Genomic DNA, 25,035 nt, shown 5'->3' with positions numbered 1-25,035 from the left:
GGGTTAATCATGAAAGGGGTAATAATGATAATAGACGGGATGGCTGACCGCCCGCTTGAGAAACTCTCAGGCAGAACACCTCTCGAGGCCGCCAGCACCCCCAATATGGACAGGATAGCAGAGTCAGGTATTAACGGTATAATGGACCCCATAAAACCCGGTGTGAGGGCGGGGAGCGACACATCGCACCTTTCAATCCTCGGATATGATCCCTACAGGGTTTACACCGGAAGGGGACCCTTTGAGGCCGCTGGTGTTGGCCTTGATGTGAAGCCAGGGGACATCGCATTCAGGTGCAACTTCGCAACTGCAGACGAGGATATGATAATAACAGACAGGAGAGCCGGACGTATAAGGTCAGGAACCTCAAGTATAGCCCGGACGATAAATTCAATGACCATTGAGGGCTTTGAGGACGTTGAAATAATATTCAGGGAATCAACAGGTCACAGGGCAGTCCTTGTACTGAGGGGACCCGGACTCGGGGATAAGGTCTCAGATGCAGACCCCAAGGTGGAGGGAAAACCTCCGAAGAAGATAAAGGCACTTGATGGATCCCCTGAATCCCGGAAGACAGCTGAGGTCCTCAACAGGATCGTTAAGGAATCCTATGAAATCCTGAGGGACCACCCGGTCAACACCGGGAGGATCGAAAGGGGTGAGGCCCCTGCAAACATAATACTCCCACGGGGGGCAGGTGCCGTTCCACATGTTGAGAAATTCCAGGAACGCTACGATCTGAAGGCGGCGTGCATAGCCGAAACAGGACTCATAAAGGGTATAGGGCACCTCACAGGCATGGATGTGATAGACGTTGAGGGGGCCACCGGGGGAATAGACACAGACCTTGAGAGCATAAAGAACGCCATATCCAGTGCAATTGCCGCTGATTACGATTTCCTCCTCATAAACATCGATGGTGCTGATGAGGCTGGACACGACGGCGACCTCGAGGGAAAGGTCCGTTTCATTGAGAGGGTCGACTCCATCCTCGGGGACCTGATGGGGGATGATATCTACTTCATACTAACGGCGGACCACTCAACACCTGTATCTGTCATGGACCACACAGGTGACCCTGTGCCCATCGCCATAACCGGGCCGGAGGTCCGTGTTGATGATGTCACATCCTTCAGTGAGAGGGCCGCCGCGGCTGGTGGTCTCTGCCGGATACGGGGATCCGATGTCATGGACATACTCCTCGACCTCATGAACAAAAAGGAAAAATTCGGGGCTTAAGATGAAGGAGAAAAAACCGCGACTCTTCGGTACATCAGGTATAAGGGGCCGCTTCGGAGAGAAGGTCACACTGGAACTGACAGCTGAACACCGGAAGGCCCTGGCAACCCACCTCGGTGGTGATGGGGAGGTTGTTGTGGGCTACGATACAAGGACATCCAGCCAGCTTCTGGAGAATGCCCTGATCGCCGGGATAGTAGAATGTGGCTGTGATGTTACACGCCTTGGAATGGTCCCCACACCCCTTGTGGGTTACGCAGCATCCCGTCTGGGTGCAGCTGCTGGTGTGATGATAACCGCATCCCATAACCCCGCCCCCTACAACGGGATAAAACTCTGGAACCCTGACGGGATGGCCTACAGACCATCGCAGGAGAGGGTCATAGAGTCCATAATACACAGCAGGGACTTCAAAAGGAAGGCCTGGGATGAACTGGGGTCCATAACCACGGTTGATATGAGGGATGACTATGTCAGGGCGGTACTCGAAACCGTGGAGATTAAAAAACCCCTCAAGGTCGTCATTGACTCAGGGTGCGGCGCAGCATCCCACCTGTCTCCCCTCATATTCAGGAAGGCCGGCTGCAGGGTCATAACCCTTAACTCTCAGCCTGATGGTTTCTTCCCGGGCCGTGACCCTGAACCGGTCCCTGAGAACCTCTCGGAGCTGATGGAGACTGTGAGGTCAACCGGGGCTGATCTGGGCATAGCCCACGACGGTGACGCAGACAGGATGGTTGCAATCGACGACCAGGGACGATTCGCAAGCTTCGATAAGCTCCTGGCCCTCATGGCAAGGGAGATTGGAGGTAAAATAATAACAACCGTTGATGCGTCCCTCTGTGTTGATGAATGCCTGGGGGACCGGGGCGAAGTCATAAGGACCCGTGTGGGTGATGTGCATGTGGCCAACACCATTGCAGAGGAGGGGGCCAGGTTCGGAGGTGAGCCCTCAGGTACCTGGCTGCACCCTGATTTCTGCATGTGCCCCGACGGGATACTCTCAGCCCTCAGGGTGGCGGAACTTGTATCAGCAAGGGGGCCCCTCTCAGAGCTGCTTGAGGAGGTGCCATCCTACCCCAACATAAGGGACAAGGTCCCGTGCCCCGACGAGAAGAAGGATATCATAATGGAGAGGGTAGCTGCTGAGCTCAGTGACCAGTTCAGCGAGACATCAGATATTAACACCATCGACGGCGTCAGGATATCCCTCGATGATGGGAGCTGGGTCCTTGTGAGACCATCAGGGACAGAGCCCTACATCAGGATCACCCTGGAGGGAAAGACAGAGGAGAAGGCCAGGTATATACATGAAAGGACCCGCGGTTACCTTGAAAATGTGATAGGGTGATGGAATGCAGGCAGTTATTCTAACAGCAGGTGAGGGGACCAGGATGCGACCCCTCACCCTCACAAGGCCCAAGACCATGCTGCCAGTTGCAGGTAAACCCATACTACAGTACAGTGTGGATGCCCTCAGGGACAACGGTGTCCATGATATCGTGATGATAACAGGCTATCATGAGGAGGCCGTCAGGTCCCACTTCGGCGACGGATCCGGATCAGGAGTCAATATAACCTACGTAAGGCAGGAGGAACGCCTTGGAACGGCTCATGCCATAGGTCAGGCCTCAGAGCTTATAGACGATGAGTTCATTGTACTTAACGGGGACATCATCACGGATCCGGGGCTCATGGGCGACCTGATTGGGTCATACCATGAGAGGAAACCCGAAACACTGATGGTCCTCAGGGAGGTCCCGGACCCCTCCTCCTTCGGGGTCGTTAAGGTTGAGGGGGACCGTGTAAGGGAGATCATAGAGAAACCAGGCCCCGATGCAGGGGCAGGGAACCTCATAAACACAGGCATATACGTGTTCAGCCCGGCCGTCTTTGATTATATAGAGAGAACCCCCCTATCCAGGAGGGGAGAATACGAGATAACAGACACCATAATGATGCAGGTGAGGGATGACCTCCCTGTGAGGGCCATAATATCAGACAGGGACTGGATAGATGTTGGCAGACCATGGGAACTCCTTGAGGCAAGTGAAAGGCTCATGAAGGACCTTGAGGATTCCGTGGAGGGTGATGTGGAGGATGGTGTGACCATACATGGCCCTGTTGCCATTGGCGAGGGCACCATTATAAGGTCAGGCACCTACATCCAGGGACCGGTCTACATAGGCAGAAACTGCGATATAGGCCCCAACTCCTACCTCAGGGCCCATACCTGTATAGGGGACGGTGTAAGTATAGGGAACGCCGTCGAAGTCAAGAATTCAATCATAATGGACGGTACAAACATCAACCACCTCAGCTATGTGGGGGATTCCGTTATAGGGATGAACTGTAACATAGCTGCAGGTACCAACATAGCCAATCTGCGATTTGATGATGGCCCCGTCAGGATGGTGGTAAAGGATGATGTCGTGGAAACCGGTCGGAGGAAACTGGGGGCTGTGTTCGGTGATGGTGTCAAGACAGGTATAAACTCAAGTTTCAACCCCGGTGTCAAGGTGGGGAAGGATTCCTGCATAGGTGCCGGCTGTGTGATATCGAGGGATGTGCCCTCAGACAGACTGGTGATACTCAGGCAGGAGCACACTACAATGGAGTACAGGTGATAGGATGGGCTTCAGAGTCCTTGATGGTGCCAGGATAGTGGGGGATGTGAGGATCGGTGATGGTTCCTCTGTATGGTACAATGCCGTCCTGCGGGGCGACCTTGAACCCATCGAGATAGGGCGCTGCTCAAACATCCAGGACAACTGCGTAGTCCATACAAGTCGCGGATACCCTGTCAGGGTTGGTGACTGCGTATCTGTGGGCCACGCCGCGGTCCTCCACGGGTGCATTGTGGCAGATAATGTCCTCATAGGTATGAACTCCACCATCCTCAACGGTGCCGTTATAGGAGAGAACTCCATCGTCGGAGCCGGGGCGGTGATAACCTCGGGTAAGGAATTCCCCCCTGGAAGCCTGATAATCGGGACTCCTGCAAGGGCTGTGAGAGAACTCAGTGATGAGGAGATAGAGTCAATAAGGGATAATGCCCGGAGGTATGCTCTGCTGGCACGTGAATAACTCTCCAGTGACCTGAGTTAACCGAGATTGTATGAAACTCAAGAGTGGTTCTATGGTAAAGATTCGGAATAAGATCAATGATATTGAACCCTATGTACCTGGAAGATCCATAAAGGAAATTGCAGATGCCTATGGTCTTAAAGAGGATGAGATAATTAAACTTGGATCCAATGAGAACCCCCTGGGCCCATCACCCGCCGCGGTGGAGGCCATGGAGCGTGAACTTGAATCGGTTCACAGATACCCCGAGTCAGCCCTGACCGACCTCAGGGAAGCCATAGCAGACTACGCAGGGGTTGGGATGGATCAGGTTATAGTGGGTGGTGATGGTGCCGATGAGATAATCGATGTCCTGGGGAGGACCTTCCTTGAACCGGGGGAGTCCTTCGTCGTGCCCATGCCATCCTACATGTACTATGAGTACACGCTCCAGGCCCATGATGCAAGGGCTGTCCATGCACGGTGGGACGTCAACGAGAACCGCCTCGACCTTGAATCGGTCCTGGATGCGGTTGATGAATCAACCCGCCTCGTCTTTCTCTGCACACCCAACAATCCCACCGGGGGCCTCATAGATAAGAAGGACATCCGGGCTGTTCTGGAGTCAACAGATACCCTGGTGGTTGTTGATGAGGCCTACACCGAATTTGCAGGTGTGGACAACACTGACCTCCTCCCTGACCATGAAAACCTCTTTATCCTGAGGACATTCTCAAAGGTGATGGGACTTGCAGGTATGAGGATAGGTTATGGTCTCGGGGACCCACAGATAATAGAGTACATGCACCGTGTAAAGCCGGTTTTCAGCCTCACGAGGCTATCCCATGCAGCTGCCCTTGCAACCATCAGGGACAGGGATTACATAAAAAAATCCACCGAGTACTCAATAAAAAGCAGGGAGTACCTCTACTCCGGGTTAAAGAAATTCCCGGAACTGAGGGTTTTCAGATCATATGCAAACTACATACTGATTGACGTGAGGGGGACAGGCAGGACCGCTGCCGAACTCTCAGAAGAACTCTTAAGGAAGGGTATAATCGTGAGGGACTGCACTTCCTTCACAGGACTTGATGAATACTGGATACGTGTCAGTGTCGGCACCCTTGAAGAGGATAGAAGGTTCCTTGAGGTCCTGGGTGAACTGGTTCAGTGATTCCAATGAAGATTGGTTCAATGGCAGTTTCAACCCTCGACTATCCCGGAAAAACCTCGCTCGTTATATTCACTGCCGGCTGCAACTTCAGGTGCCCCTACTGCCACAACCCTGAACTCATAGATGGGGGTGATGAAGTTGACCTCGAAACTGTCCTTGATGATGTGGAGAGGTACTCAGAATTCGTTGAAGCCCTGGTGGTGAGTGGGGGTGAACCCCTCCTCCAGGTCGATGCCCTCGAAACTGTCCTTGAACATGCACGTTCCCTGGGACTTGCAACGAAACTGGATACCAATGGCTCATATCCTGAAGCCCTTGAAGGCTACTGCCCCACTCTTGACTATGTTGCAATTGATGTGAAGGCCCCCCTCCACAGGTACCCTGAACTTGCCGGTGCCTGTGCCGGGGGCGTGATGAGGAGCCTTGAGATCCTCAGGGATTCGGGTGTCACAGTGGAGTGCCGCACAACCTTCGTCCCGGGTCTCATGGGGGAAGAGGACATAGAGATGATTGCAGAGTCAATCGAATGTGATGTCTATGTCCTGCAGCAGTTCAGGAACAGGGTCGTCCTTGATGAGTCACTCAGAGAAACAGAGCCCCCATCACCCAGGAGACTCAGGGAGATTGCAATGAGGGTCAGAGACAGATTCAGAATGGTTAAAATACGTACAGAGGAATTCGGGGAAGAAGAGATCTAGATGATAACCCTCTAAGAGAATCCAGGAGGTGGAGACCCGTTGCCCATACTCTCATTCAGCAGCAGGGACATTGACCTTGTAACAGGCAAAAGGACCATGACTATAAGGCGCAAGTGGAAGAGGCCCCTCAGGTCGGCGACCGGCTCCACTGCTACTGGAACCTCGTCTCAAAGGACCGTGAAAAGGTCTTCGAAGCTGTGGTGACAGACGTTGAAACCGTGAGTTTCAGGGAACTCAGAGAGAACGATGAGCTGGCCAGGGAGGATGGTTTCAGGGACGCCAAACAGCTCGAAGAGGAATTCCAGAGGATGTACCAAGGTGAACTCACGGATGATACCGAGTTCCAGGTGATAAGGTTCAGAAAACTTCCTGTGGATGAATGGGAAGGTAAAAGAATCGATGAGAAGGCCATGATAACAAGAAGGGCGGACATACTCTTTGATTCAGGTAAATTCAGTAAATCAGAGCTATGTTACACCGCGGCCCTCAGGATAGACCCCAACGACGTCTACATACTCAACAGACTCGGTGACAACCTCACAAGGCTGGGAAGATTCGATGAGGCCCTTGAAAATTACCGGAGGGCCATAATGATAGAACCTGAGAACCCCTACATATGGAATAACATGGCCATAACCCTCCTGAACGCCGGGAGGGTGGATGAGGCCCTTGAGGCTAGTGAAAGGGCTCTGAAAATAAAACACGACCCGGACCTCCTCTACTGGAGGGGTGTGATGCTTGAGGTTGCAGGAAAACCCCTGGAGGCCCTTGAATCCTATGAGCGATCCCTTGAAATTGACCCCCGGAACGCCGAGGTCTGGACTGCCAGGGGAAACCTGCTATCTGACCTCGGGCGGATGGAAGAAGCCATAGAATCATACAACAGTGCCCTTGAGCTTGCCCTTGAGGATGAACAGGACCCCAATGTCTGGAACCGTAAGGGTAACGCCCTCCTTGAACTTGAAAGATTCAATGAGGCCCTTGAATGCTACAGGAGGGCCATTGAAATGGAACCAGAGAACGATGTCTACTGGACCAACATGGGGGTTGCCCTCCTTGAACTTGAAAGATTCGATGAGGCCCTTGAGGCCTTCAACAGGGCCCTGATGATAAACCCGAAAAATGAGGATGCCGGGATACTCCGTGAGGAGTGCCTTGAGAACCTCTAAACAGCTATTTCAGTTTTTCCATGGCCCTCTCGACCAGGGATATGCCCCAGCGGGCCATTTCATCTGCCTGCTCCTGTGTCTCTGACTCTGCGAAGCATCTGAATATTGGCTCGGTCCCTGAGGGCCTTATTATGACCCACCCGGCTTCACTGAATATTTTAACACCGTCTGTGGTATCTATGTCCCTTACACCCTCCTCATCTGCCAGCATCTTACTTACCAGGTCCATCACATCCCCTTTAATTTCATCGGGACATTCTATTTTCCTCTTACTGGAGTAATATGCGGGTAGTTCCGATACAAGCGCTGATAGTGGCCTGTCCTCATGGGCCATTATCTCGAGTATCGTGGCGGCTGTGAGGGCTGCGTCCCTCCCGTATACAAAGTCGGGGAATATTAATCCACCGTTTTCCTCGCCTCCAAATAGTCCGTCTGTCTCTTTAAGTTTTCTTGCCACCAGGAGGTCCCCTACAGCTGTTGTTATTACCTCTCCGTTGTTCTCTGATGCTATATCGTATATTGCTGAGGATGTTGCGACGGTGGTGACTATTATGCCTCCACCCTTTTCCTGGAGCATCCTCTTCTCAACAAGGGCGAATGTCTTATCGCCGAGGACAAATTCTCCCCTCTCATCGATACATATTGTCCTGTCTGCGTCACCGTCGTGGGCTATGCCCAGATCAGCCCCGGTTGACCTCACAGTCTCCATCAGCTCCGAGAGGTTCTCAGGGACAGGTTCAGGGTCACGGCCCGGGAAGAAACCATCAGGCTGAGAGTTAAGTGCTATCACCTGACATCCGAGCCTCCTGAGGATGTAGGGCATGGTGTAGGACGCTGCTCCACAGCCACAGTCGACCACCACCCGGAATTTCCTTCTACGGATGGCCTCTGCATCGACCCTCGCTATGACACCGTCCTGGTACTCCCTGATTATGGAGGGGTTTGATGTGAGGTTTCCGATTTTATCCCAGGAGGCCCTCCTGAAATCTTCGCTGAAGAATATCCTTTCTATTTCCTCCTCCAGGTCATCAGGGATGCCTATGCCGTCTGAGTCAACGAATTTTATACCGTTGTACTGTGGGGGGTTGTGGGACGCCGTTACGATAACCCCTCCATCATAATATTTTCTGACTGCATACTGAACGGCTGGCGTTGGGAGTATTCCCAGGTCAACAACATCACATCCGCTTGAAAGAAGGCCGGATATGACAGCATTCTTTATCATTACAGTGGATGTCCTTGTATCTCCTCCAACAGCTATTTTCCCTTCTACAGTTGAACCGTATGCTGCCGCAAGCTTTGATGCGAATTCAGGTGTTAAAACCTCATTTGCAAGTCTTCTAACTCCGAATGTGCCAAATAGTTTCTTCATTTTTTAACAGCCCCATTCACTGGATAATATTTGAATTGTTAATCACCAATATGGATAAAGTCAGACCTTCACTCCGTATGAATTTTTAATCACATTACCTCAATGAATAAAGTCAGACATTCACTCTGTAAACAGAAAAGTCCCGGTTCCTGTAAACAAGTCTGGAGTAGGGGGGAGTCCTCTCCTCATTATCCAGGATTATGTATCCCACACGATCCCTCATTATATCATGCTTCGTATAGTTAAAGCTGCTGATATATTTTTCCACGTTGATTGAACGGATGGTTCCTGGCGCATAGCCGCCCGCCGAGACCGGTTGCCCTGAAACTGCAACTATGGCTGGTTGGATGTGGTAGTCAGACACAACAACAGTTGCATGGTCTCCGTTATACCTGAACCACTCTGCAATATCGAGTTCAGAATCTGAAACCTCGAGTTTTATGGAGCTTGCAAGGGAGTAACCATCATAGATGCAGTAAAGGGATATAAGCAAAATAATGGCGTAAAAGGACCATTTGCCATTATTTATTCGTATTGAATTGAAAAGATTTGCACTCAGTGTTGCCATCGGGAAGAGGGCGAAGTACAGTATCCTGTCCGAGAGGACCTTCAAACCCAGAAGGTAGGCAGCTGTAAGTGCCAGGACGAATACAGTCCAGACAGCCATTATAACATCCTTTTTCTCCCTCCGTCCAGCCGCATGAACAATTCCTGCCAGTGAAAGGATTGTGAGCAGAACCCCCAGATGGGTGATGTATCCCTCTAGAGGCAGGGAACTGGTCGCCGGTGACCTGAATACAAAACCGTATTTAACTATAAGGGGTGCATACCAGACCGATGCAAGTAAAAGGCCGGACCCGAGGATTATTAATAGATTCCATGGTCTGATATCATATTTTCCAATGTAAAGGACAATGGTTGAGAGAGTAACCACTGCTAAAATTATGGAGGCAGAAAGGATATGGGTCATTAACATTAACCCCAGGAGCAAGCCTGTTAAAACAGGGTAAAGTCTTGAGCAACATTCCATGGACCTGTAGTATCCATAAACAAAGAGGGGGATGGAGATCATCGCAAGGGACTCAGGGATCGGGAACATCATCCTCATGAAGAATAGACTTGAAAATAGGAACATGCCTGTTAAGAATCCTGCCAGAGGTCCGTAGAGTTTTCCTGACACATATGAAAATGACAGTAGAATGAGAAATGCAAACACCGGCTGCATGAATCTGGAGACTGTGAAAAAACCCAGGCCGGTTATTTTACTGAGAAAAAGCAGCATTATGTGAAAGAGGGGTGGATAATATAGGGGTCTCCCGTGGGGGGCGGAGGTTAGAGGATCCCAGAACACGATGCCCCTCCCCATGTAAAGGGTGGCATTATGTATATGGTAATAGACATCCCATGTCAGTGGAACAGTGTACCTGAAGGTGGGTATTAAAGCCAGGGCAAATGCACATAGTGCCGGTAAAATGATTAGGAATACATCCCTCTTCCTCCCGATATCCATGTTCTCCCTCCATAAATTAATTAGGTAATAGCTAACTAATGTAGATGAGGTTTGTTAGCATGATTATTAAAGATATCCTCAGAGAAAATCAGGACTTCAGGTTCCGGGATCTCTCAGATCTAAAACATTCCCCGAAGCTGTGTATCATCACATGCATGGACTCGAGACTTATAGATCTCCTTGAGAGGGCCCTTGGGATCGGGAGGGGTGATGCGAAGGTAATAAAGAATGCGGGTAACATTGTGGATGATGGGGTTATAAGATCCGCTGCAGTTGCCATATACGCCCTGGGTGTGAATGAGATCATCATAGTCGGGCACACCGATTGTGGGATGGCACGCCTTGATGAGGATCTCATAGTCTCAAGGATGAGGGAGCTCGGGGTTGAGGAGGAGGTCATCGAGAATTTCAGTATAGATGTGCTGAATCCAGTTGGTGATGAGGAAGAGAATGTGATTGAGGGTGTTAAGAGGCTGAAGTCATCCCCCCTCATACCAGAATCCATAGGGGTCCACGGACTGATAATAGACATAAACACAGGGAGATTAAAGCCACTTTACCTTGATGAAGATTAACCATAACCAGGGAGAGGCCTCAAACCTGAAGGTTCCTCTACGGCCACCTCAAGTAATCCCCTGTACTCCTTCACCCTCCCGGTTACCTGCACTCTCATCCCCTTCAGCAGTATGGGGGCAGGGCCATTCCTCTTTATTGTCTCTGCTGTTGATTCGAATATAACAGCCGTTATTGTGCCGGTGCCATCATTTATTTTCAGGAATATGATTCCCGAGTGTTCTGATTCGCGGACATCAGCCACTGTGCCCTCGACCGTAACCTTCCTGTCAATCATGCCCCTGTCAATCTGAGCTATTTTAATAGGGTCCGGTGTGAGGGTCGCCGAAGAGATTATCATTCCGGTGAAGCCGGCGAGTCCCAGCATGGCTGATATTATGAGCAGTTTCCTGTCATCCAGAAGGGTTCCCATAAAAGTAATTATTACTTTGTACTATTTAAATATTACTAACCTGGTTGGTCTGGCTGTCCGGACTGGAAGAGGGACTCTATACGTCCAACTGTATCAACATCGTCCAGGCACAGATCGTCCCTTATACGTTTCACCACTGGAAAACGCAGGGAGTAACCGCTTTCATACTCAGGACTCTTCACTATCTCACTGTAGGCGACCTCAAGTATTATTTCTGGCCTGACCAAGAGTTTCCGTCCCTTCCTCTCAATGGCAAGTTTTTCCATCCTCTCTGAGAGTTGCTGGAGCGTCTCATCGTCAAGCCCCGTTGCAACATGTGCAACCGTAACAAGGTCCCCGCTATCCTCATCCCTGGCTGCCAGGAGATAGGATCCCACCAGATGTGCCCTTTTACCCCTGCCATAGGTGCCACCGACCACAATGAGGTCCAGGGTCTCTGGTTCTGCCTTAAACTTAAGCATCTTTTTACCCCTTATACCCGGTATATACGGCGCCTCCGTATCCTTTATCATTATACCCTCATGTCCCTCTCTTATTGACTCCTCGAAGAGCCATAGAGCATCATTCAGGTTATCCGGGCCCACATCAACCATGCGACTCGCCTCAACCCTTCCAGGTATTTCTGAGAGTATTGACTCAAGGACCTCCCTTCTGTGCCGGAGGGGTTCATCGATGAGGGGTTCTCTGTGGTAGAGGACATCAAAGAGGAACAGTGAGAGGGGAACCTCCCTTGTAAGTCTCTCCACATCATATTTTCTTCTGACACGCTGGAGTATGTACTGGAAGGAGGCTGGCCTCCCATCCATGGTGACTATTATTTCCCCCTCAACTATGTAGTCATCGGCTGGAAGGGCCTCCTCAACACCCTCAAGTATCTCGGGGACCGCCGCGGTGATGTTCTCAAGTCTCCTGGTGAAGATGGATATCTCATCCCCGCATCTGTGTATCTGAACACGTATACCATCATATTTGGTTTCACAGAAGGCCCTTCCAAGCTCCGTTATGGCAGATTCTATGCTGCTGGCAAGCTGTGCCAGCATTGGTTTCACGGGTCTTCCCGGTTCAAGGTTGAGTCTTCCAAGTCCAGGCTCGCCCTCCTCCCTTGCAACTGCGGCCACCATTCCCAGGTCATTTGTGAGCATGTGGGCCCTTTCAACGAGTGCCGGGTCAACCTCAAAGGCCCGGGCAATGGCGTCCCTTATGATTCCCTCTGCAACACCAACCCTCAGTTCCTCAAGGACCGTCCTTGTTATATAGCGTGCCTCCAGTGGCTTTGCCTGGGACAGGACCTCAACAAGTATGTTTATCTTCTTTGACTGTGCCCTATCACCAGAAGCTGATGCCAGGGCCTTCAGTCTGCTGTAAACAAATTCCACTGTCAGGGGTTGTGAAAAAAAGGTTGTTTGAGTTTTTCTGGAGAATAGTTTTTCACTTGCAAGGCCTATATCACCCTGTTCCCTTATTTCGTCCTCGATTTCATCCATCGAAACCCCCACAACCAGGGATATTGCCTTCATGAGCAGCTTTATGCCAACCCCAAGTTCCTCCTCACTCCAGATTGGAAACACCCTGCCAAGCATCAGTATTGTTACATCGGGCAGAAGTTCCTTATCAACACTCCTCAGGAGTTCCGCAAGTATTTCAGTCTTTTCAAGGCGTTTTGTGGTTGATTCAAGTCTGTGGTATACCTCTGCAAGTTCCATATAGAGCAATTCCTTCATCCCCTAAGTAATCTGAACCGTTAAACTCCCATCGACCTTAAAACCATTCTTCAGCACCTACAATTCACAGTCATCCTTGTCTGCTGGCGCTTCCGCCATGTCCCTGAAGTGTTTGAAGAGTTTCCAGGCCCATCCAACGGCCTCTTCATCCCTTGAAAAGAGGAATCTCACGGGATCATAGAGGCCATCAGACATGAATAGGGAAAGGGCCATTGCCGTCTCCGTTATTATGAGGCTGAACCTCAGTTCAGAATCGATGGTGCTGATCTTAACATTTTCCGTAGCTTCAACATGTTCAATTGCATCCACAACATTCTCTGAGAGGATCATCTCGGTCTTTATCCCCGCTTTCAGGAGGTCCCCGTAGAAGGGGTGGTGAACGCCTGAAAGGATCCAGACCCTCCCGGAGTTCATGACGTTCTTTGTAACTACCTCATAGGGCTCTGTGAGGTTCTCGGGTTTTGCCTCGAGGAGTGATACTCCCTCAAGGGATTCTATGCTGTAGAGGAGTGATTCGGGTATGGATCCAAGGTCATGGTCAAGCAGAAAATCCGAGAGTTCCCTGATCACCGAGATTGTCCTTATAATCCCCTGAACCTTCAGAGATATTATCCTGCCGGTTGATGATAGTTCATACTTACGGTTGACCCTGCAGACCAGCCCCTTGTCCTCGAGCTGGTATATGGCATGGAGAATAGTTGATGAACTTGATTTTATGATGGACCTCATCTTAGAGAGTTCCATTGGACCGTCCATGAGGGCCATTAAAACCCTGAGCCTTATCTCGGATGAGAAAAGAAATTTGATATCCTTTCTGACTTCAGTGAAGGCTTCCAGCAAGGTAATGCACTCCTCTATTCAATGAAAACATGGAATTTTCCTGCCACGCCACAGATGGGGCAGGGTTCCGGAGGGATCTTCCTTGCGCAGAGATAACCACAGATGCGACACCTCAGCACAGGTATGTCAAGGCCGGCTGGTGCCCTGCCAGGACCTCTACTCTTTCCCCGCCTCTCGGGTATGGATCTGAACTCAACGTCCTCATCCCTGACATAGAGTCCACAGTAGCATGTCCCGTATTCCTCAATATCATCATCCCTGTAATCACAGGGGCACACTATATCCCTGTCCTCCTCGGGGTTGCCTGATGCGAGTCTGCAGGGGCAGGAATCATAGCCATATCTTTTCCTGTTAACCAGCATCCCCCTGAGCAGTTCCATGACGAATTCCCTGTCAGGATTAAGCTTATAACCTGATTTCTCTGCTGATTCCCTAACCTCTCTGTATAGTTCCTGGAGTTCATCCTTCATGATGATCCCTACCTGAGGGATGATTTTATTGAGAGTGGATCGAATCCCACCACCACTTCCTCATCGTTTATTACAAGTGTGGGGAATGAGAGGGATGGGTTCCACCTCTTAAGCTCCTCAATTACATTCTCACGTTCCTCACCCTCAAGGAGGTCGACGTATATATAATCGTAGGCCACCCCAAGTTCCTCCAGCAGCTCCCGTGTCCTTTTGCACCATCCACATGTGCTGAGTGCAAATAGCCTTACACTGCCCCTTTCAGTACCTTCAACATGCTCGAATCCCATAGGACCACCAGTTTAATTATGGTTCTGATCTCTATTAACCCTTACCAGCATGTTAAGGATCGAGGCTGTGATTCATCTGTCTTCACGCAGTATCCTGAGGGCGCAGTATTCGCCACACATTGAGCACATCTCTGAATCCTCAATTGGGCACTGCATCCTGTATTCATATGGTTTTTTTGAGTCAAAGGCCAGTTTGAACTGTTTATCCCAGTCAAAGGACCTTCTTGCATCAGCCATCTCAAGTTCAGAATCCCATGCGCCCGGTAATTTTCTGGCGGCGTCTGCAGCCTGGGCAGCTATCCTTGATGCAATGACACCCTCAATAACATCCTGAACCCCCGGTATCGCCAGGTGCTCTGCCGGTGTGACGTAACAGAGGAAGTCCGCCCCGTTCATTGCAGCGACGGCCCCGCCTATGGCTGCGCTTATATGGTCATAACCCGGTGCCATGTCTGTGACTATGGGTCCAAGGACATAGAAGGGTGCGCCGTCGCAGACCTCCTTCTGTATCTTCATGTTGGCGGCTATCTGGTCAAGGGGCATGTGACCGGGCCCCTCAACCATGCACTGAACATCTGCATCACGTGCCCTCTCAACGAGTTCTGCAAGTGTGAGGAGCTCACTGATCTGGGGTATATCAGAAGCGTCTGCCAGGCACCCCGGCCTGAGGCCATCCCCGAGGCTGAGTGTGACATCATACTCGTAGGCCACTTCAAGGAGGTACTCATAGTTGCTGTAGAGAGGATTCTCCTCCTGATTCTGCATTATCCAGGCTGCAAGGAATGCTCCTCCCCGGCTAACTATTCCCATTATCCTCCCTGATCTCTGAGCCCTTTCAACGGTTTCCAGGGTGATTCCTGAGTGCACGGTCATGAAGTCAACCCCATCCCGGGCCTGGTTCTCTATGGCCCTGAACATGTCATCCTCATCCATGTCCACCACGGCTCCATCTGACATGAAGGCCTCGACACCGGCCTCGTAGATGGGTACCGTGCCCACAGGAACGTCAACAGCCTCCAGGACCGCTTTCCTGACATCCCTCAGCATGGGGCCTGTGCTGAGGTCCATGACAGCATCTGCACCGTATTCGACAGCTGCAAGTGCCTTATCAACCTCCAGTTCAATGTCCTCCATTTTTGAGGATGAACCGATATTTGCATTGATCTTTGTTGAAAGATTTTCCCCTATGCCGCAGGGTGATGATTCCCGATTAATATTGGAGGGTATCACAATTCGACCGTTTGCAATACCCCTAATAAGCATCTGAATGTCCAGGTTTTCTTTCCGGGCAACCTCCTCCATCTCAGGGGTTATATTGCCCTTTCTTGCTTCTTCCATCTGAGTCACTTTGGATCCCTCAATCTTAATATATGAATATCCATAAAAATAATTTCATGATCAGGAAGCTCCGTGCAAGGGATATAATGCTCCGTGATGTTATTGTTTCCCACCCCGATGACCTTGTCGCAGCCGCCAACCTCAAGATGGTCCGTGCGAACGTGGGTGGTGTCCCTGTTGTGGAGGGTGATAAACTTGTTGGGCTCATAACCCACAGGGACATTCTGCTTGCCGGTGGCGAGGCCCTGAAGCTTCGGGTGAAGGACATAATGAGCCAGGACCTTGTTGTGATTGATGAGGAAACTCCTATAAGCAGGATAAGCCGTATAATGGCAGATACCGGATATCAGAGGATACCGGTTGTCAGGGATGGTAGACTGGTTGGACTGATAACCCAGAGCTGCATAATAAAGGCCCTTGCAGATTATCTCTAGTTTCATACCAGTGGTTGCGGGGAGCCTGAACCTTTCCCTGAATCCTTTATACCACCCATCCTTTTAATTCTGAGTTCAATGAATCTTTTACCATTCTTTGTGCATGCATATACCGGTATGGCTGATCCTACCTTCAGCAGCGCCCTTCTATCAGCTATTCTTCTTATGTATTTTGATGCGCATGATGTTACAACATCGGCTGTGTTAATCACTTTCTCGGCGCCCCTGTAGTCTATCCCGGTCAGGTGAACGGCGAATATGTAGATTTCGCCTCCATCCATTTCCCTCAGCCTCTCTGCCTCTGCCGGGTCAGCCACGGTGACAGCAACCCTATCATAGCCCATCTCAAAGGCCCTTTCAACCCCCTTAACCTGGTCTATCGTGGCTTTTTCGGGGTCAAGGACCTTTTCTGGTCCTATGGATCCTATAACCTCATCCTCAGGTGATGTTTCCACCACTCCTGATATCCTGCCCCCGATTCCCTGTGCAAGTTCGGGTTCGGTGACTATGACTGTGCCTGCACCATCACATACCATGACTGCTGCGTCCACCTCGCCCTCCTCGATGAGTGTTGAGATTATCTCAGAAATGCCAAATGATAGAAAATCCCTCATTCTTAATTCACGATTACCTGTGCACATGCCAAAATCTTTAATGCGAAACTCAATATTTTGACGGATAGCCTCAGATGTGATTTTTTCAATGCCCCGGTACTTATGAAAGAGGGGACAGTAATCGATAAGTGGTTCGGATACATCAACCACCCTTCCATTCCTCACGGTGACACGACTTTTTCCCAGGGCCTCTATTACATGTTCACCCACAGCGAACACCTCAACAGCTTAGGGGTACGGAAACCCATCGGCAGGGTCCGGTTTCAGGATGAGGGAAGCATCGGATCTCAGGAGTGCATTGACGGTTGCACTGAATGAGCAGAGCGTTCCTATACCACATCCAACCCTCCTATCACCAGATAGGATATCCACAGTTATATAATCTTCCATCCTTACATGTTCCCTCACACCGACCCTGGTCATCCTCTGAAGTATCCTGTTTCCGAGGGCACCCATGGATTTCCCGAACCAGAAATGTTTCAGGGGACAGAGGTCACAGTAATTCTTAAAGATGCGGTTCCACTTGCTGCTTCCAAATCCAGCATCTATCTCCGCCCTCACCGTTGCATAGGCTATGCAGCACCCCCAGTTCCTGCCGATGACCTCCCCATTCTCAAGGAGGGATACATGGATCCTGTTCCTCCTCCAGGCGACCCTGCCGGTCACCCCTCTCTCATACTTTTCCATTCCCGTGTTTCTGGATTTCCTGGATGCCATCCTCCTCCTGATTGATGGCACCCTTGAAGCTGCTATGTTTACTGCACAGACCGGGCAGAAACCTGATGCTGCAGATACAATTTCATCACCTTCTGCAGAGTATAGTATGACCTCTATGCCAGGGCCGTCCCTTCTGACCTCAACTGAACCCCCAGCCGACCAGATATCAGATATTATCATGGAGGCTGTGTTAACAACCCTCCCGTAGCCAGACATCTCTGCAACCCGTATCTGGTCTCTCCTGCCTGTCAGGAAGGGCGAGAGTTTATCTGCAGCTTCGTCATCCAGAAATCCTGCATTGATCTCGGCCTCGAGTATCGCCGGGGCCCAGGTTATATCCGAACCCTCCCCCACAGAATCCCCTGAAGGGTCAGTTATCCTGGCCCTGACACCCTCAGGGTACTCTGCTGTTTCAACCATGAAGCCGGTCCTGGAGATATCTGCGAGGACTGCATGACATATCCCACAGGCCCCCTCTGAGAAATCAAGATCATCAGACACATTAAACCCCCGCAAAGAAAATTCATATATAATTATGGTGGCATTTCATAATAATGATTGCACCCCTGACAGAAAAGTTTAAATTTGATGAAAACTGATCTTGTATAAGTCATGCCGGGGTGGCTCAGCTGGTTAGAGCGCACGGCTCATAGGGTATTAAGCAGTGCTCTGACTTTTTCCTGGGATACCGTGAGGCCGCGGGTTCGAATCCCGCCCCCGGCACTTTAACCCCCCATTTTTGCATTCAAAAAAAACTTTTTTATCCTTAAAACAGAAAAGATGAATTCTTCTGAAAAAACAAAAATCACGTTTCTTTAAATTGGAGATAATAAAACCCCTTCCCTGAACCGAACTGTTTTTCGATTTCAGAATGGCTCCAGAGGACCGCCCCAGACATCTGCTTTTCACTGATCTGAAGAATCTTTCCCACAGGATCTCCAGTGATAGGCTCATGCTGCAAGCAGATATAAGGCTGTGGTCCTACAGGATGACCCCCTCATGATTTATATCAACACACACATAGTATTATGCAAGAACATGAAAGAGGGTTTGAATGCCTGAGAGATATGAGGGTATGGCTTACTGGGAGATGGTCAGCCGGCAGATGGGTTTACTTTCAAGGGCAGACCAGTTAAAGCTCAAGGATTCCACTGTTTCTGTGATCGGCTGCGGAGGTATAGGTGGCGCTGCAGTTGAGATGCTTGCACGGATGGGTGTGGGCAGTCTCAGAATAATTGACAGTGACGTCTTTGACGTCTCGAACATCAACAGGCAGCTCATGAGCAGCTTCAGGGACCTCCGGATCCCCAAGGTTGATGTTGCAGCGGAGCGTATTCGCACCGTAAACCCCTTCAGCAGGGTCAAGGTTTATCATGAAATCTTCGATGAAGAAAATGCAGCTGAAATAATACCTGGCAGCGATGCCGTGGTTGATGCCCTTGATAACATAACATCAAGGGTGATTGCATCAAGGAGGTGCACATCAGAGGGAATACCCTTCATTCACGGCGCCATACATGGCTCCATGGGTCAGGTAACTGTATTCAGGGAGGGATCACCATCCTATGAGGAACTCTTCCGTTTGCCATCTGTGGGCCTTGAGCTCACAGCTGATGTGAAGGCGAAGCTCAGAGATCTATCATCAAAAACACCTCCGGTGATAGGTCCCGTGGCAAATATCACCGGCTGCCTCCAGGCAGCGGAGGTTCTCAAGTTGATCACAGGGAGGGGTGATGTGATAGCCGCCCCCCGAATGTTAAAGTTTGATCTCTTTCAGGGCGAACCATTTAAAATTGTTGAACTATCCTGAACAAAAAATATATAAACCAGTAGAAGGAAAGTTACTTCCGGTGAAGTTAAGCTCATGCCATGGAGGCATAACCCATGTCAGATAAGATTGGAAGAATAATAGCTAAAATGGATGAATGCGGCGTTAAATTCGTCCGCCTTCAGTTTGTGGACATACACGGAAAACCAAAGAATATGGCAATACCCCTGGTAAGGCCAGACCAGATAGAGGACATAATAAAGGACGGTCTCCTCTTTGATGGGTCATCAGTTGAGGGGTTCGTGGATATAAACGAGAGCGACCTCGTCCTGAAACCTGACCCCGACACCTTCTCAACACTCCCATGGAGGCCAGAGGAAAAGGGTGTGTGCAGATTCATCTGTGACATATACTGGCCAGACGGAAAACCCTTCGAAGGGGACCCAAGGTACGTCCTCAAGAGGGCCCTCGACAAGTACGCCCACCTTGGATATGAATACAATGTCGGACCGGAACCAGAGTTCTTCATCCTCGACCAGGACGAGGATGGCAACATAATACCCCACGACTGCGGTGCATACTTCGATGTTGAACCGGTGGACCAGGGAACCGACTTCAGGAGAAAACTCGTCATGGACCTTGAGGCCCTTAACTTCGACGTTGAGGTCAGCCACCACGAGGTTGCTCCTGGACAGCACGAGATAGACTTCAAATTCGACAAGGCCCTGAAGACAGCAGACGCAGTTATAACCTTCAAACAGGCCATAAAGGCCATAGTCGACAAGATTGGGTACATGGTAACATTCATGCCAAAGCCATTCTTTGGTGAAAACGGTAGCGGTATGCACTGCCACCAGTCCCTCTTCAAGGATGGTGAAAACGTCTTCTATGACCCTGACACAGAGACACAGCTCTCAGAGGAGGCCCTGTACTTCATAGGGGGGCTTCTGAAACACGCCCCTGCGCTCACAGCTGTCTGTGCTCCAACAGTCAACTCCTACAAGAGACTTGTCCCTGGCTATGAAGCACCGGTCTACATTGCCTACGGCCTTAAAAACAGGTCAACCCTCATCAGGATCCCTGCATCACGTGGAAAGGGTACACGTGTCGAGTTAAGGATGCCTGACCCATCATGCAACCCATACCTTGCATTTGCAGCCATGCTGGAGGCAGGTATGAACGGTATACAGAACAAGATCGACCCCGGTGAACCAACCGAGATCGACGTTTATGAAAAATCAATGAGTGAGCTCAGGGAGATGGGCATCGAGACACTCCCATCAAGCCTCTGGGAGGCATACCATGCCCTAGAGGAGGATGATGTCATCAAGGGCGCCCTTGGTGGTCACGTCTACGAGAAGTTCATGGAGATCAAGCACAGGGAATGGGACGACTACCGTGTGAGGGTCTTCAAGTACGAACTTGAAAGGTACCTTGACATCTAAGCCTCAAAATTTACTTCCTTTTTTTCTTAACCTTTAAATAAACCCTCCCCCTACTTTTTATATGGTGTTTCTGATGGCTGATGAGACCAACCAGAAGATGATGGAGATTTTAAGGATCCTTGCAGAGCATGATGATGTCCTCGGGGCAAAGATAATAGCATCTGAACTCAGGAAGAAAGGGTACAACCTCGGGGAACGGGCCGTCAGATACCACATGCGCATACTTGACGAAAAGGGCTTCACAGAAAGGGTTGGTTATGCTGGAAGGAGAATAACAGAGAAGGGGCTGCAGGAGATAAACCGTGGCCTCGTCTATGACCAGGTCGATTTCATATTCTCAAAGTTTGAGAGCATGATATACAATACAAGCTTCAACCCTGACACCCTCGAGGGGAAGGTTGTCGTTAACACGTCAAGGATATCCCCCCGGTCCATTGAGACCCTCAAACATGTTATGAGAAATGGGCTCTGCCTCAGCCCAAGGGTTAAGCTTGAAAGGGATGGTGATGGGTGCATAATAAGCACCATATGCGGGACAACCGTCGACGGCATCCTGCTCGCCAGTGGCATACCTGTCATACCCCAGTTCGGGGGCCTTGTGAGATTTGAGGACCATCAGCCAGTGAACTTCACAGAGCTCATAGCCTACAAGAAAACATCGATGACACCCCTGGAGGCCTTCACCTCAGAGAACATGACCTCGGTTCTCAGTGTCATTGAGGAGGGGGATGGGCTGGTACCGGCAAATCTCCGCCTCGTGCCAGGGACCGGAAGGGAGGACGCCGTGAAAATTCTGAGGAAACTTGAGGGAATCGGGATATCAGGGGTGCTCAAGGTTGGAGAACCCGGAGAGGACGTCCTGGGTGTCCCGGTTGCAGATGGAATGGTGGGTGTTGCAATCATAGGGGGTATAACTCCCCTCTGCGCCATCCAGGAGGCCGGCTACCGTGCAGAAATTAAACTGGCAGAGAACCTCATAGAATTCCAGAGCCTGAAGCCCCTTGTAAAGCCTGAGAGAAAGTTAATGGTTTCTGCACCTGAAAGGGGTGTCAAGGTCCGCTTCCTCCTGTCAAAGGCCTGGAACCTCATAAACAGAGTGGATTTAAATCCAGAGGACCTTTCAGGGAGGGTTATAGCCAACATATCCCTCATAAGCAGGGATGATCTGGATTATGCCCTTGAAGTCATAGGTCAGGTTCTCAGTGAGAGGCCAGAATTCTCCACCCTCCCCATGATAGGAGTCACCGATGAGGGGGGCATGGCTGGAATTGCAACTGTATGCAGTCTCACACTGGATGGTGTACTGATAAAGAGCGGTATCATGTCCACACCAAAGTACGGGGGTCTGCTTGAGGTCGGCGGCAGGGCCCCCCGCTTTGTTGAGCTCACAGCCTACAGTGGTTCCTCCCTTGACCCCCATGAGATCTACGTATCAAAGAATATGACTGCGGTCCTTGAAGCCCTCAATGGACAGGGCAGGGTCCTTGCGAGTCTGAGGGAGGTCCCGTACCTTGCAAGGGACCATGCTGAGGGCCTGATTGAAGAACTCTCTGAAGCAGGATTCAGTGTGCTCAAAATCGGCGTCCCCGGCGAGATACTGTACAATGCCCGTGTGGAGAAGTATCACGCAGGTATAGTCACACCCGGCGGCCTGAACCCCCTTGCAGCTGTCAGAGAGGCGGGTGTTGAGATAAGGATGAAGGCCATCGAGAGACTCATGGATCTCAGGGAATTCAGATATGTGGATGAAGTGTAAACCTTATTTTTATAAGCACCATAGGTGCATATAATCCAGTGGAAGGTGATCTCTTTGAAAAAGGAAAATAGAATAGCAACCTGTGAGGAACTCTGCAGGTACATAAAGGAGGAGGTGAAGCCCGGGGATACCGTGAGACTATCCCTCGGCCGTGTGTATATACCTGGAAAGGTCGTCACCAACAACGCAGGGGTTCTGCAGATAAAGATCGACAGTGATATGATAAAGGGCCTTACAACAATTGATGTTGAGAAGCTGAAGGAGTACCTCATCGAACTTGAACATGAATGTGAAGGTGGGGTATGCCTGATCGAGGCAGTTGATGAATGAGGTGATACTGTGAATGCAGCCATTCAGATAGTTTCACTCATAGTGGCGGGATTTATACTTGTGAGTCTCATGGCACATTTCATGAACAGAAACGCCGCCTGAAACTTTTTTTAATTTTATTCTGGTCTCGTTGTAAGCTGTTCCATGACCCATAATTGTCTCTCTATCCTCAATGACAGTATTTATACAGCCTCCCTTTGATAACCATGTCCCCCTGAATGAAAGGGCGCATAGTGGATGGACATCCTCGCTGGAACGTACAATCACACAACTCTTTCCTGCATTTGATTCCGCGACTGAAATCTCTCCATCATTAAAACCAAGTTGTGAAAGCGTTCCGGGGTTTAGGTAAATTTCTACAAGACCTTTATGAAAGGTAGGCTCAACGGAACCTACCCACTGTGGTGACATGACTGTTAAAAGCCTTATGGAATTTTCAGGGTGTGCCCCATCATGTTGCTCCATCTCGTAAGGCCTGTCCGATGGTAAATTGAACCTTCCATTGTCTGTATAGAATAAAGGCCCCTCAAATGGGACCGGAGGGAATCCCGGTGATCTGTATGGTTTTTCCAGGAGATCACAAATTTCTATTCCATGATAATCAAGAACCTTTGAAGCTATAATTTCAAGCCACTCCATCCTTGTTCCTTCCATATCAGCAAAACCCATGATCTCTGATAATCTCTGTAAAATCCAGAACTCGGAATGAGATTCACCCAATGGCTTGACTGCAGCGTTTACAGGAGACACGTAGGGGTGACCATAGCTTCCAACAAGGTCTGTTTCCTCCAGAAATGTTGTTGCGGGTAAAAATAGGTCGGCTGTATGTGCTGTATCATTCAAGAAGAGATCCACCATGACAACAAAATCAACTTCTCTTAGCGCATTTAGAGTCTGAATGGAGTTGGGTCCAAGGGTCACGGGATTACCTGCCGTTATAAATACACAGTTAACGGTTGGTGAATTCATATTCACTATTTCCCTTCCAAAAAGGGGCATTGACACTTTTCTACCATTTCCTGCCCCTTCAAGTGTAACAGATTCATCAAAGGCCCCATATTCATCAAAACCGCTGCTCACACCACCTCCACTCACACCTATATACCCTGATATGGCTGCAAGGGCATCTATGAATCTGCAAGCCATATATGAGTTGAAGTACCGCTGCAGACCCCAGCCAAGTATTATGCTGCTTGGCCCATCAGAGTATAGGTGTGCAAGCTTAGAGATTATTTTCAATGGAACCCCACTCAGCTCTGATAATTGATTTAAATTGAATTCATCAAGGATTTCTATATATGAATCAAAATTTTCCGCATGTTTCTCTATGAATCCAGAGTCATGAAGCTCTTCAGCCATGATTATCTTCGCCATTGCTATTGCAAGGTATAGGTCCTTCCCGGCTTCAATCTGACAGTGAATATCTGATTTCACTGCTGTTTGAGTCCTTATGGGATCGATTGTGATAACCCGTGTTCCATGTTTCTGGGCCCTCTTTATTATCCTCCAGAGATTAATGTCTGTGACGGCAGGGTTACGTCCCCATATGAATATGTTCCTGCTGTTAAGGTGATCTGACGGATCATGGGACAGTCTCCTCCCAAAGTCTTTTGATTGAGCTGCTATGGCTGCACCCCCGCATAGAGTTCCCCTGAGAGTTGTTGCTCCTATGAGATTGAAAAACCTCCTGTTGAGGAGTCTCAACGCTGTTCGTGCTCCAAAACCCTGATAATACACTATAGACTCAGCTCCGTGTTCATCCATGCACTCATTCAATTTATCAGAAATCACATGAAGTGCCTCATCCCAGGATATCGTTTTCCACTGCCTCCCATCCCTCTTCAACGGTTTTAATACCCTTCTATCAGAATAGAGCCTCCTTACATGATACCTCGCTGTATTTTTACATATAAATCCCCTTGTGTGTGGGTGAATACTGCTTCCTTCTATGGAATTGACCTTACCCCTGCTCACATTAACTGTAAGACCACATGAACCAGGGCAATCCCTTGTACATGTTGTCAGGACCTTCATTGATTTACATCCAGGTATTTAGTTAAATTAATTGAACTATCTTCAGATCGGTTAAAGATTTCAGTACA

The 25,035-nt window shown here is 49.8% G+C and carries 23 protein-coding genes, 1 tRNA gene and 1 pseudogene; 14 read left to right on the top strand and 11 right to left on the bottom strand.

Going from position 1 to position 25,035, the window contains the following annotated elements; genetic code table 11:
- The first annotated feature begins 9 nt into the window (after window positions 1-9).
- The 7 genes and pseudogenes from MTH_RS07620 to MTH_RS07590 all read left to right on the top strand — a co-directional run bounded on the left by MTH_RS07620 (window position 10) and on the right by MTH_RS07590 (window position 7,346).
- The gene (locus MTH_RS07620; RefSeq protein ID WP_010877199.1) at window positions 10-1,239 is read left to right on the top strand and encodes a 2,3-bisphosphoglycerate-independent phosphoglycerate mutase; all 1,230 of its coding nucleotides are present in this window, start codon (window positions 10-12) and stop codon (window positions 1,237-1,239) included.
- 1 nt (window position 1,240) lies between these two features.
- Window positions 1,241-2,590 (top strand): phosphoglucosamine mutase, encoded by a 1,350-nt coding sequence (glmM, locus tag MTH_RS07615; RefSeq protein WP_010877198.1) that lies wholly within the window; start codon window positions 1,241-1,243, stop codon window positions 2,588-2,590.
- Window positions 2,591-2,594: 4 nt separating this feature from the next.
- Window positions 2,595-3,866 (top strand): bifunctional sugar-1-phosphate nucleotidylyltransferase/acetyltransferase, encoded by a 1,272-nt coding sequence (glmU, locus tag MTH_RS07610; protein WP_010877197.1) that lies wholly within the window; start codon window positions 2,595-2,597, stop codon window positions 3,864-3,866.
- A 4-nt stretch (window positions 3,867-3,870) separates the two neighbouring features.
- Window positions 3,871-4,326 carry a gamma carbonic anhydrase family protein gene (locus tag MTH_RS07605; RefSeq protein WP_010877196.1) on the top strand — a complete coding sequence of 152 codons (456 nt, stop codon included), beginning with the start codon at window positions 3,871-3,873 and terminating at the stop codon, window positions 4,324-4,326.
- Between the two features lie 52 nt (window positions 4,327-4,378).
- Window positions 4,379-5,479: a histidinol-phosphate transaminase gene (hisC, locus tag MTH_RS07600; RefSeq protein WP_048061097.1), complete on the top strand. Its 1,101-nt coding sequence runs from the start codon at window positions 4,379-4,381 to the stop codon at window positions 5,477-5,479.
- A 5-nt stretch (window positions 5,480-5,484) separates the two neighbouring features.
- Window positions 5,485-6,177: an anaerobic ribonucleoside-triphosphate reductase activating protein gene (locus MTH_RS07595; protein ID WP_048061096.1), complete on the top strand. Its 693-nt coding sequence runs from the start codon at window positions 5,485-5,487 to the stop codon at window positions 6,175-6,177.
- A gap of 39 nt (window positions 6,178-6,216) precedes the next feature.
- Window positions 6,217-7,346, top strand: a pseudogene (locus MTH_RS07590) (tetratricopeptide repeat protein).
- A gap of 4 nt (window positions 7,347-7,350) precedes the next feature.
- Here the strand turns inward: MTH_RS07590 and glmM (MTH_RS07585) are convergent.
- Window positions 7,351-8,718 carry a phosphoglucosamine mutase gene (gene glmM, locus MTH_RS07585; protein ID WP_010877192.1) on the bottom strand — a complete coding sequence of 456 codons (1,368 nt, stop codon included), beginning with the start codon at window positions 8,716-8,718 and terminating at the stop codon, window positions 7,351-7,353.
- 112 nt (window positions 8,719-8,830) lie between these two features.
- The gene (locus tag MTH_RS10100) at window positions 8,831-9,688 is read right to left on the bottom strand and encodes a hypothetical protein (protein WP_238374192.1); all 858 of its coding nucleotides are present in this window, start codon (window positions 9,686-9,688) and stop codon (window positions 8,831-8,833) included.
- Window positions 9,689-10,287: 599 nt separating this feature from the next.
- Between MTH_RS10100 and MTH_RS07575 the strand changes: the two genes are divergently transcribed.
- A complete protein-coding gene (locus MTH_RS07575; protein ID WP_048061095.1) occupies window positions 10,288-10,803 on the top strand; it encodes a beta-class carbonic anhydrase in 516 nt (171 codons plus the stop codon).
- Here MTH_RS07575 and MTH_RS07570 read toward each other — a convergent pair.
- The 6 genes from MTH_RS07570 to thiC form a co-directional block, all read right to left on the bottom strand.
- Window positions 10,800-11,213: an exodeoxyribonuclease VII large subunit gene (locus MTH_RS07570; protein ID WP_010877189.1), complete on the bottom strand. Its 414-nt coding sequence runs from the start codon at window positions 11,211-11,213 to the stop codon at window positions 10,800-10,802. The genes MTH_RS07575 and MTH_RS07570 overlap by 4 nt on opposite strands.
- A 35-nt stretch (window positions 11,214-11,248) precedes the next feature.
- Window positions 11,249-12,925, bottom strand: a complete 1,677-nt coding sequence (locus tag MTH_RS07565; protein ID WP_048061094.1) for an ATP-dependent DNA ligase — start codon at window positions 12,923-12,925, stop codon at window positions 11,249-11,251.
- Window positions 12,926-12,991: 66 nt separating this feature from the next.
- Entirely contained in the window at window positions 12,992-13,774 is a 783-nt protein-coding gene (locus MTH_RS07560) for a helix-turn-helix transcriptional regulator (RefSeq protein WP_010877187.1), read from the bottom strand.
- 14 nt (window positions 13,775-13,788) lie between these two features.
- Window positions 13,789-14,244 carry a ferredoxin-thioredoxin reductase catalytic domain-containing protein gene (locus tag MTH_RS07555; RefSeq protein WP_010877186.1) on the bottom strand — a complete coding sequence of 152 codons (456 nt, stop codon included), beginning with the start codon at window positions 14,242-14,244 and terminating at the stop codon, window positions 13,789-13,791.
- An 8-nt stretch (window positions 14,245-14,252) separates the two neighbouring features.
- Entirely contained in the window at window positions 14,253-14,531 is a 279-nt protein-coding gene (locus MTH_RS07550; RefSeq protein WP_010877185.1) for a glutaredoxin family protein, read from the bottom strand.
- A 72-nt stretch (window positions 14,532-14,603) separates the two neighbouring features.
- Window positions 14,604-15,878 (bottom strand): phosphomethylpyrimidine synthase, encoded by a 1,275-nt coding sequence (gene thiC, locus MTH_RS07545; protein ID WP_010877184.1) that lies wholly within the window; start codon window positions 15,876-15,878, stop codon window positions 14,604-14,606.
- Between the two features lie 47 nt (window positions 15,879-15,925).
- Here thiC and MTH_RS07540 point away from each other — a divergent pair, with 47 nt between their 5' ends.
- Window positions 15,926-16,303, top strand: coding sequence for a CBS domain-containing protein (locus MTH_RS07540; protein ID WP_048061093.1), 378 nt, complete (start codon window positions 15,926-15,928; stop codon window positions 16,301-16,303).
- Window positions 16,304-16,305: 2 nt separating this feature from the next.
- Here the strand turns inward: MTH_RS07540 and MTH_RS07535 are convergent, their stop codons facing one another.
- The gene (locus MTH_RS07535) at window positions 16,306-17,127 is read right to left on the bottom strand and encodes a methanogenesis marker 8 protein (protein WP_048061092.1); all 822 of its coding nucleotides are present in this window, start codon (window positions 17,125-17,127) and stop codon (window positions 16,306-16,308) included.
- An 18-nt stretch (window positions 17,128-17,145) separates the two neighbouring features.
- Window positions 17,146-18,135, bottom strand: a complete 990-nt coding sequence (locus MTH_RS07530; protein ID WP_143485789.1) for a hypothetical protein — start codon at window positions 18,133-18,135, stop codon at window positions 17,146-17,148.
- Between the two features lie 113 nt (window positions 18,136-18,248).
- On the opposite strand from MTH_RS07530, the gene MTH_RS07525 reads away from it, so the two are divergent.
- The 5 genes from MTH_RS07525 (at window position 18,249) to MTH_RS07505 (ending at window position 22,933) form a co-directional block, all read left to right on the top strand.
- Window positions 18,249-18,357: transfer RNA gene (locus MTH_RS07525), tRNA-Met, on the top strand.
- A gap of 331 nt (window positions 18,358-18,688) precedes the next feature.
- Window positions 18,689-19,444, top strand: coding sequence for a HesA/MoeB/ThiF family protein (locus MTH_RS07520; RefSeq protein ID WP_010877180.1), 756 nt, complete (start codon window positions 18,689-18,691; stop codon window positions 19,442-19,444).
- A gap of 74 nt (window positions 19,445-19,518) precedes the next feature.
- The gene (gene glnA, locus MTH_RS07515) at window positions 19,519-20,847 is read left to right on the top strand and encodes a type I glutamate--ammonia ligase (RefSeq protein ID WP_010877179.1); all 1,329 of its coding nucleotides are present in this window, start codon (window positions 19,519-19,521) and stop codon (window positions 20,845-20,847) included.
- Between the two features lie 73 nt (window positions 20,848-20,920).
- Window positions 20,921-22,603 (top strand): DUF128 domain-containing protein, encoded by a 1,683-nt coding sequence (locus tag MTH_RS07510; protein WP_048061091.1) that lies wholly within the window; start codon window positions 20,921-20,923, stop codon window positions 22,601-22,603.
- Window positions 22,604-22,648: 45 nt separating this feature from the next.
- A complete protein-coding gene (locus MTH_RS07505) occupies window positions 22,649-22,933 on the top strand; it encodes a DUF2097 domain-containing protein (protein ID WP_245942885.1) in 285 nt (94 codons plus the stop codon).
- Between the two features lie 33 nt (window positions 22,934-22,966).
- Here MTH_RS07505 and MTH_RS07500 read toward each other — a convergent pair whose 3' ends face one another.
- Window positions 22,967-24,967: a molybdopterin-dependent oxidoreductase gene (locus MTH_RS07500; RefSeq protein WP_010877176.1), complete on the bottom strand. Its 2,001-nt coding sequence runs from the start codon at window positions 24,965-24,967 to the stop codon at window positions 22,967-22,969.
- Window positions 24,968-25,035: the final 68 nt, after the last annotated feature.

The organism is Methanothermobacter thermautotrophicus str. Delta H, assembly GCF_000008645.1.
Taxonomy (GTDB): Archaea; Methanobacteriota; Methanobacteria; order Methanobacteriales; family Methanothermobacteraceae; genus Methanothermobacter; species Methanothermobacter thermautotrophicus.
Note: the sequence above shows the minus strand (reverse complement) of the source record. Positions and strands in the feature narration are given on the sequence as shown.

What these genes read in the sequence shown, in the direction of transcription:
- MTH_RS07620 (WP_010877199.1), top strand. Translation starts at nt 10, where the DNA reads ATGAAAGGGGTAATAATGATAATAGACGGGATGGCTGACCGCCCGCTT.
- MTH_RS07595 (WP_048061096.1), top strand. Translation starts at nt 5,485, where the DNA reads ATGAAGATTGGTTCAATGGCAGTTTCAACCCTCGACTATCCCGGAAAA.
- MTH_RS07575 (WP_048061095.1), top strand. Translation starts at nt 10,288, where the DNA reads ATGATTATTAAAGATATCCTCAGAGAAAATCAGGACTTCAGGTTCCGG.
- glmU (WP_010877197.1), top strand. Translation starts at nt 2,595, where the DNA reads ATGCAGGCAGTTATTCTAACAGCAGGTGAGGGGACCAGGATGCGACCC.
- MTH_RS07540 (WP_048061093.1), top strand. Translation starts at nt 15,926, where the DNA reads ATGATCAGGAAGCTCCGTGCAAGGGATATAATGCTCCGTGATGTTATT.
- MTH_RS10100 (WP_238374192.1), bottom strand. Translation starts at nt 9,688, where the DNA reads ATGACCCATATCCTTTCTGCCTCCATAATTTTAGCAGTGGTTACTCTC.
- MTH_RS07550 (WP_010877185.1), bottom strand. Translation starts at nt 14,531, where the DNA reads ATGGGATTCGAGCATGTTGAAGGTACTGAAAGGGGCAGTGTAAGGCTA.
- MTH_RS07570 (WP_010877189.1), bottom strand. Translation starts at nt 11,213, where the DNA reads ATGGGAACCCTTCTGGATGACAGGAAACTGCTCATAATATCAGCCATG.
- MTH_RS07605 (WP_010877196.1), top strand. Translation starts at nt 3,871, where the DNA reads ATGGGCTTCAGAGTCCTTGATGGTGCCAGGATAGTGGGGGATGTGAGG.
- MTH_RS07520 (WP_010877180.1), top strand. Translation starts at nt 18,689, where the DNA reads ATGCCTGAGAGATATGAGGGTATGGCTTACTGGGAGATGGTCAGCCGG.
- glmM (WP_010877192.1), bottom strand. Translation starts at nt 8,718, where the DNA reads ATGAAGAAACTATTTGGCACATTCGGAGTTAGAAGACTTGCAAATGAG.
- MTH_RS07555 (WP_010877186.1), bottom strand. Translation starts at nt 14,244, where the DNA reads ATGAAGGATGAACTCCAGGAACTATACAGAGAGGTTAGGGAATCAGCA.
- glmM (WP_010877198.1), top strand. Translation starts at nt 1,241, where the DNA reads ATGAAGGAGAAAAAACCGCGACTCTTCGGTACATCAGGTATAAGGGGC.
- MTH_RS07510 (WP_048061091.1), top strand. Translation starts at nt 20,921, where the DNA reads ATGGCTGATGAGACCAACCAGAAGATGATGGAGATTTTAAGGATCCTT.
- hisC (WP_048061097.1), top strand. Translation starts at nt 4,379, where the DNA reads ATGGTAAAGATTCGGAATAAGATCAATGATATTGAACCCTATGTACCT.
- MTH_RS07500 (WP_010877176.1), bottom strand. Translation starts at nt 24,967, where the DNA reads ATGAAGGTCCTGACAACATGTACAAGGGATTGCCCTGGTTCATGTGGT.
- glnA (WP_010877179.1), top strand. Translation starts at nt 19,519, where the DNA reads ATGTCAGATAAGATTGGAAGAATAATAGCTAAAATGGATGAATGCGGC.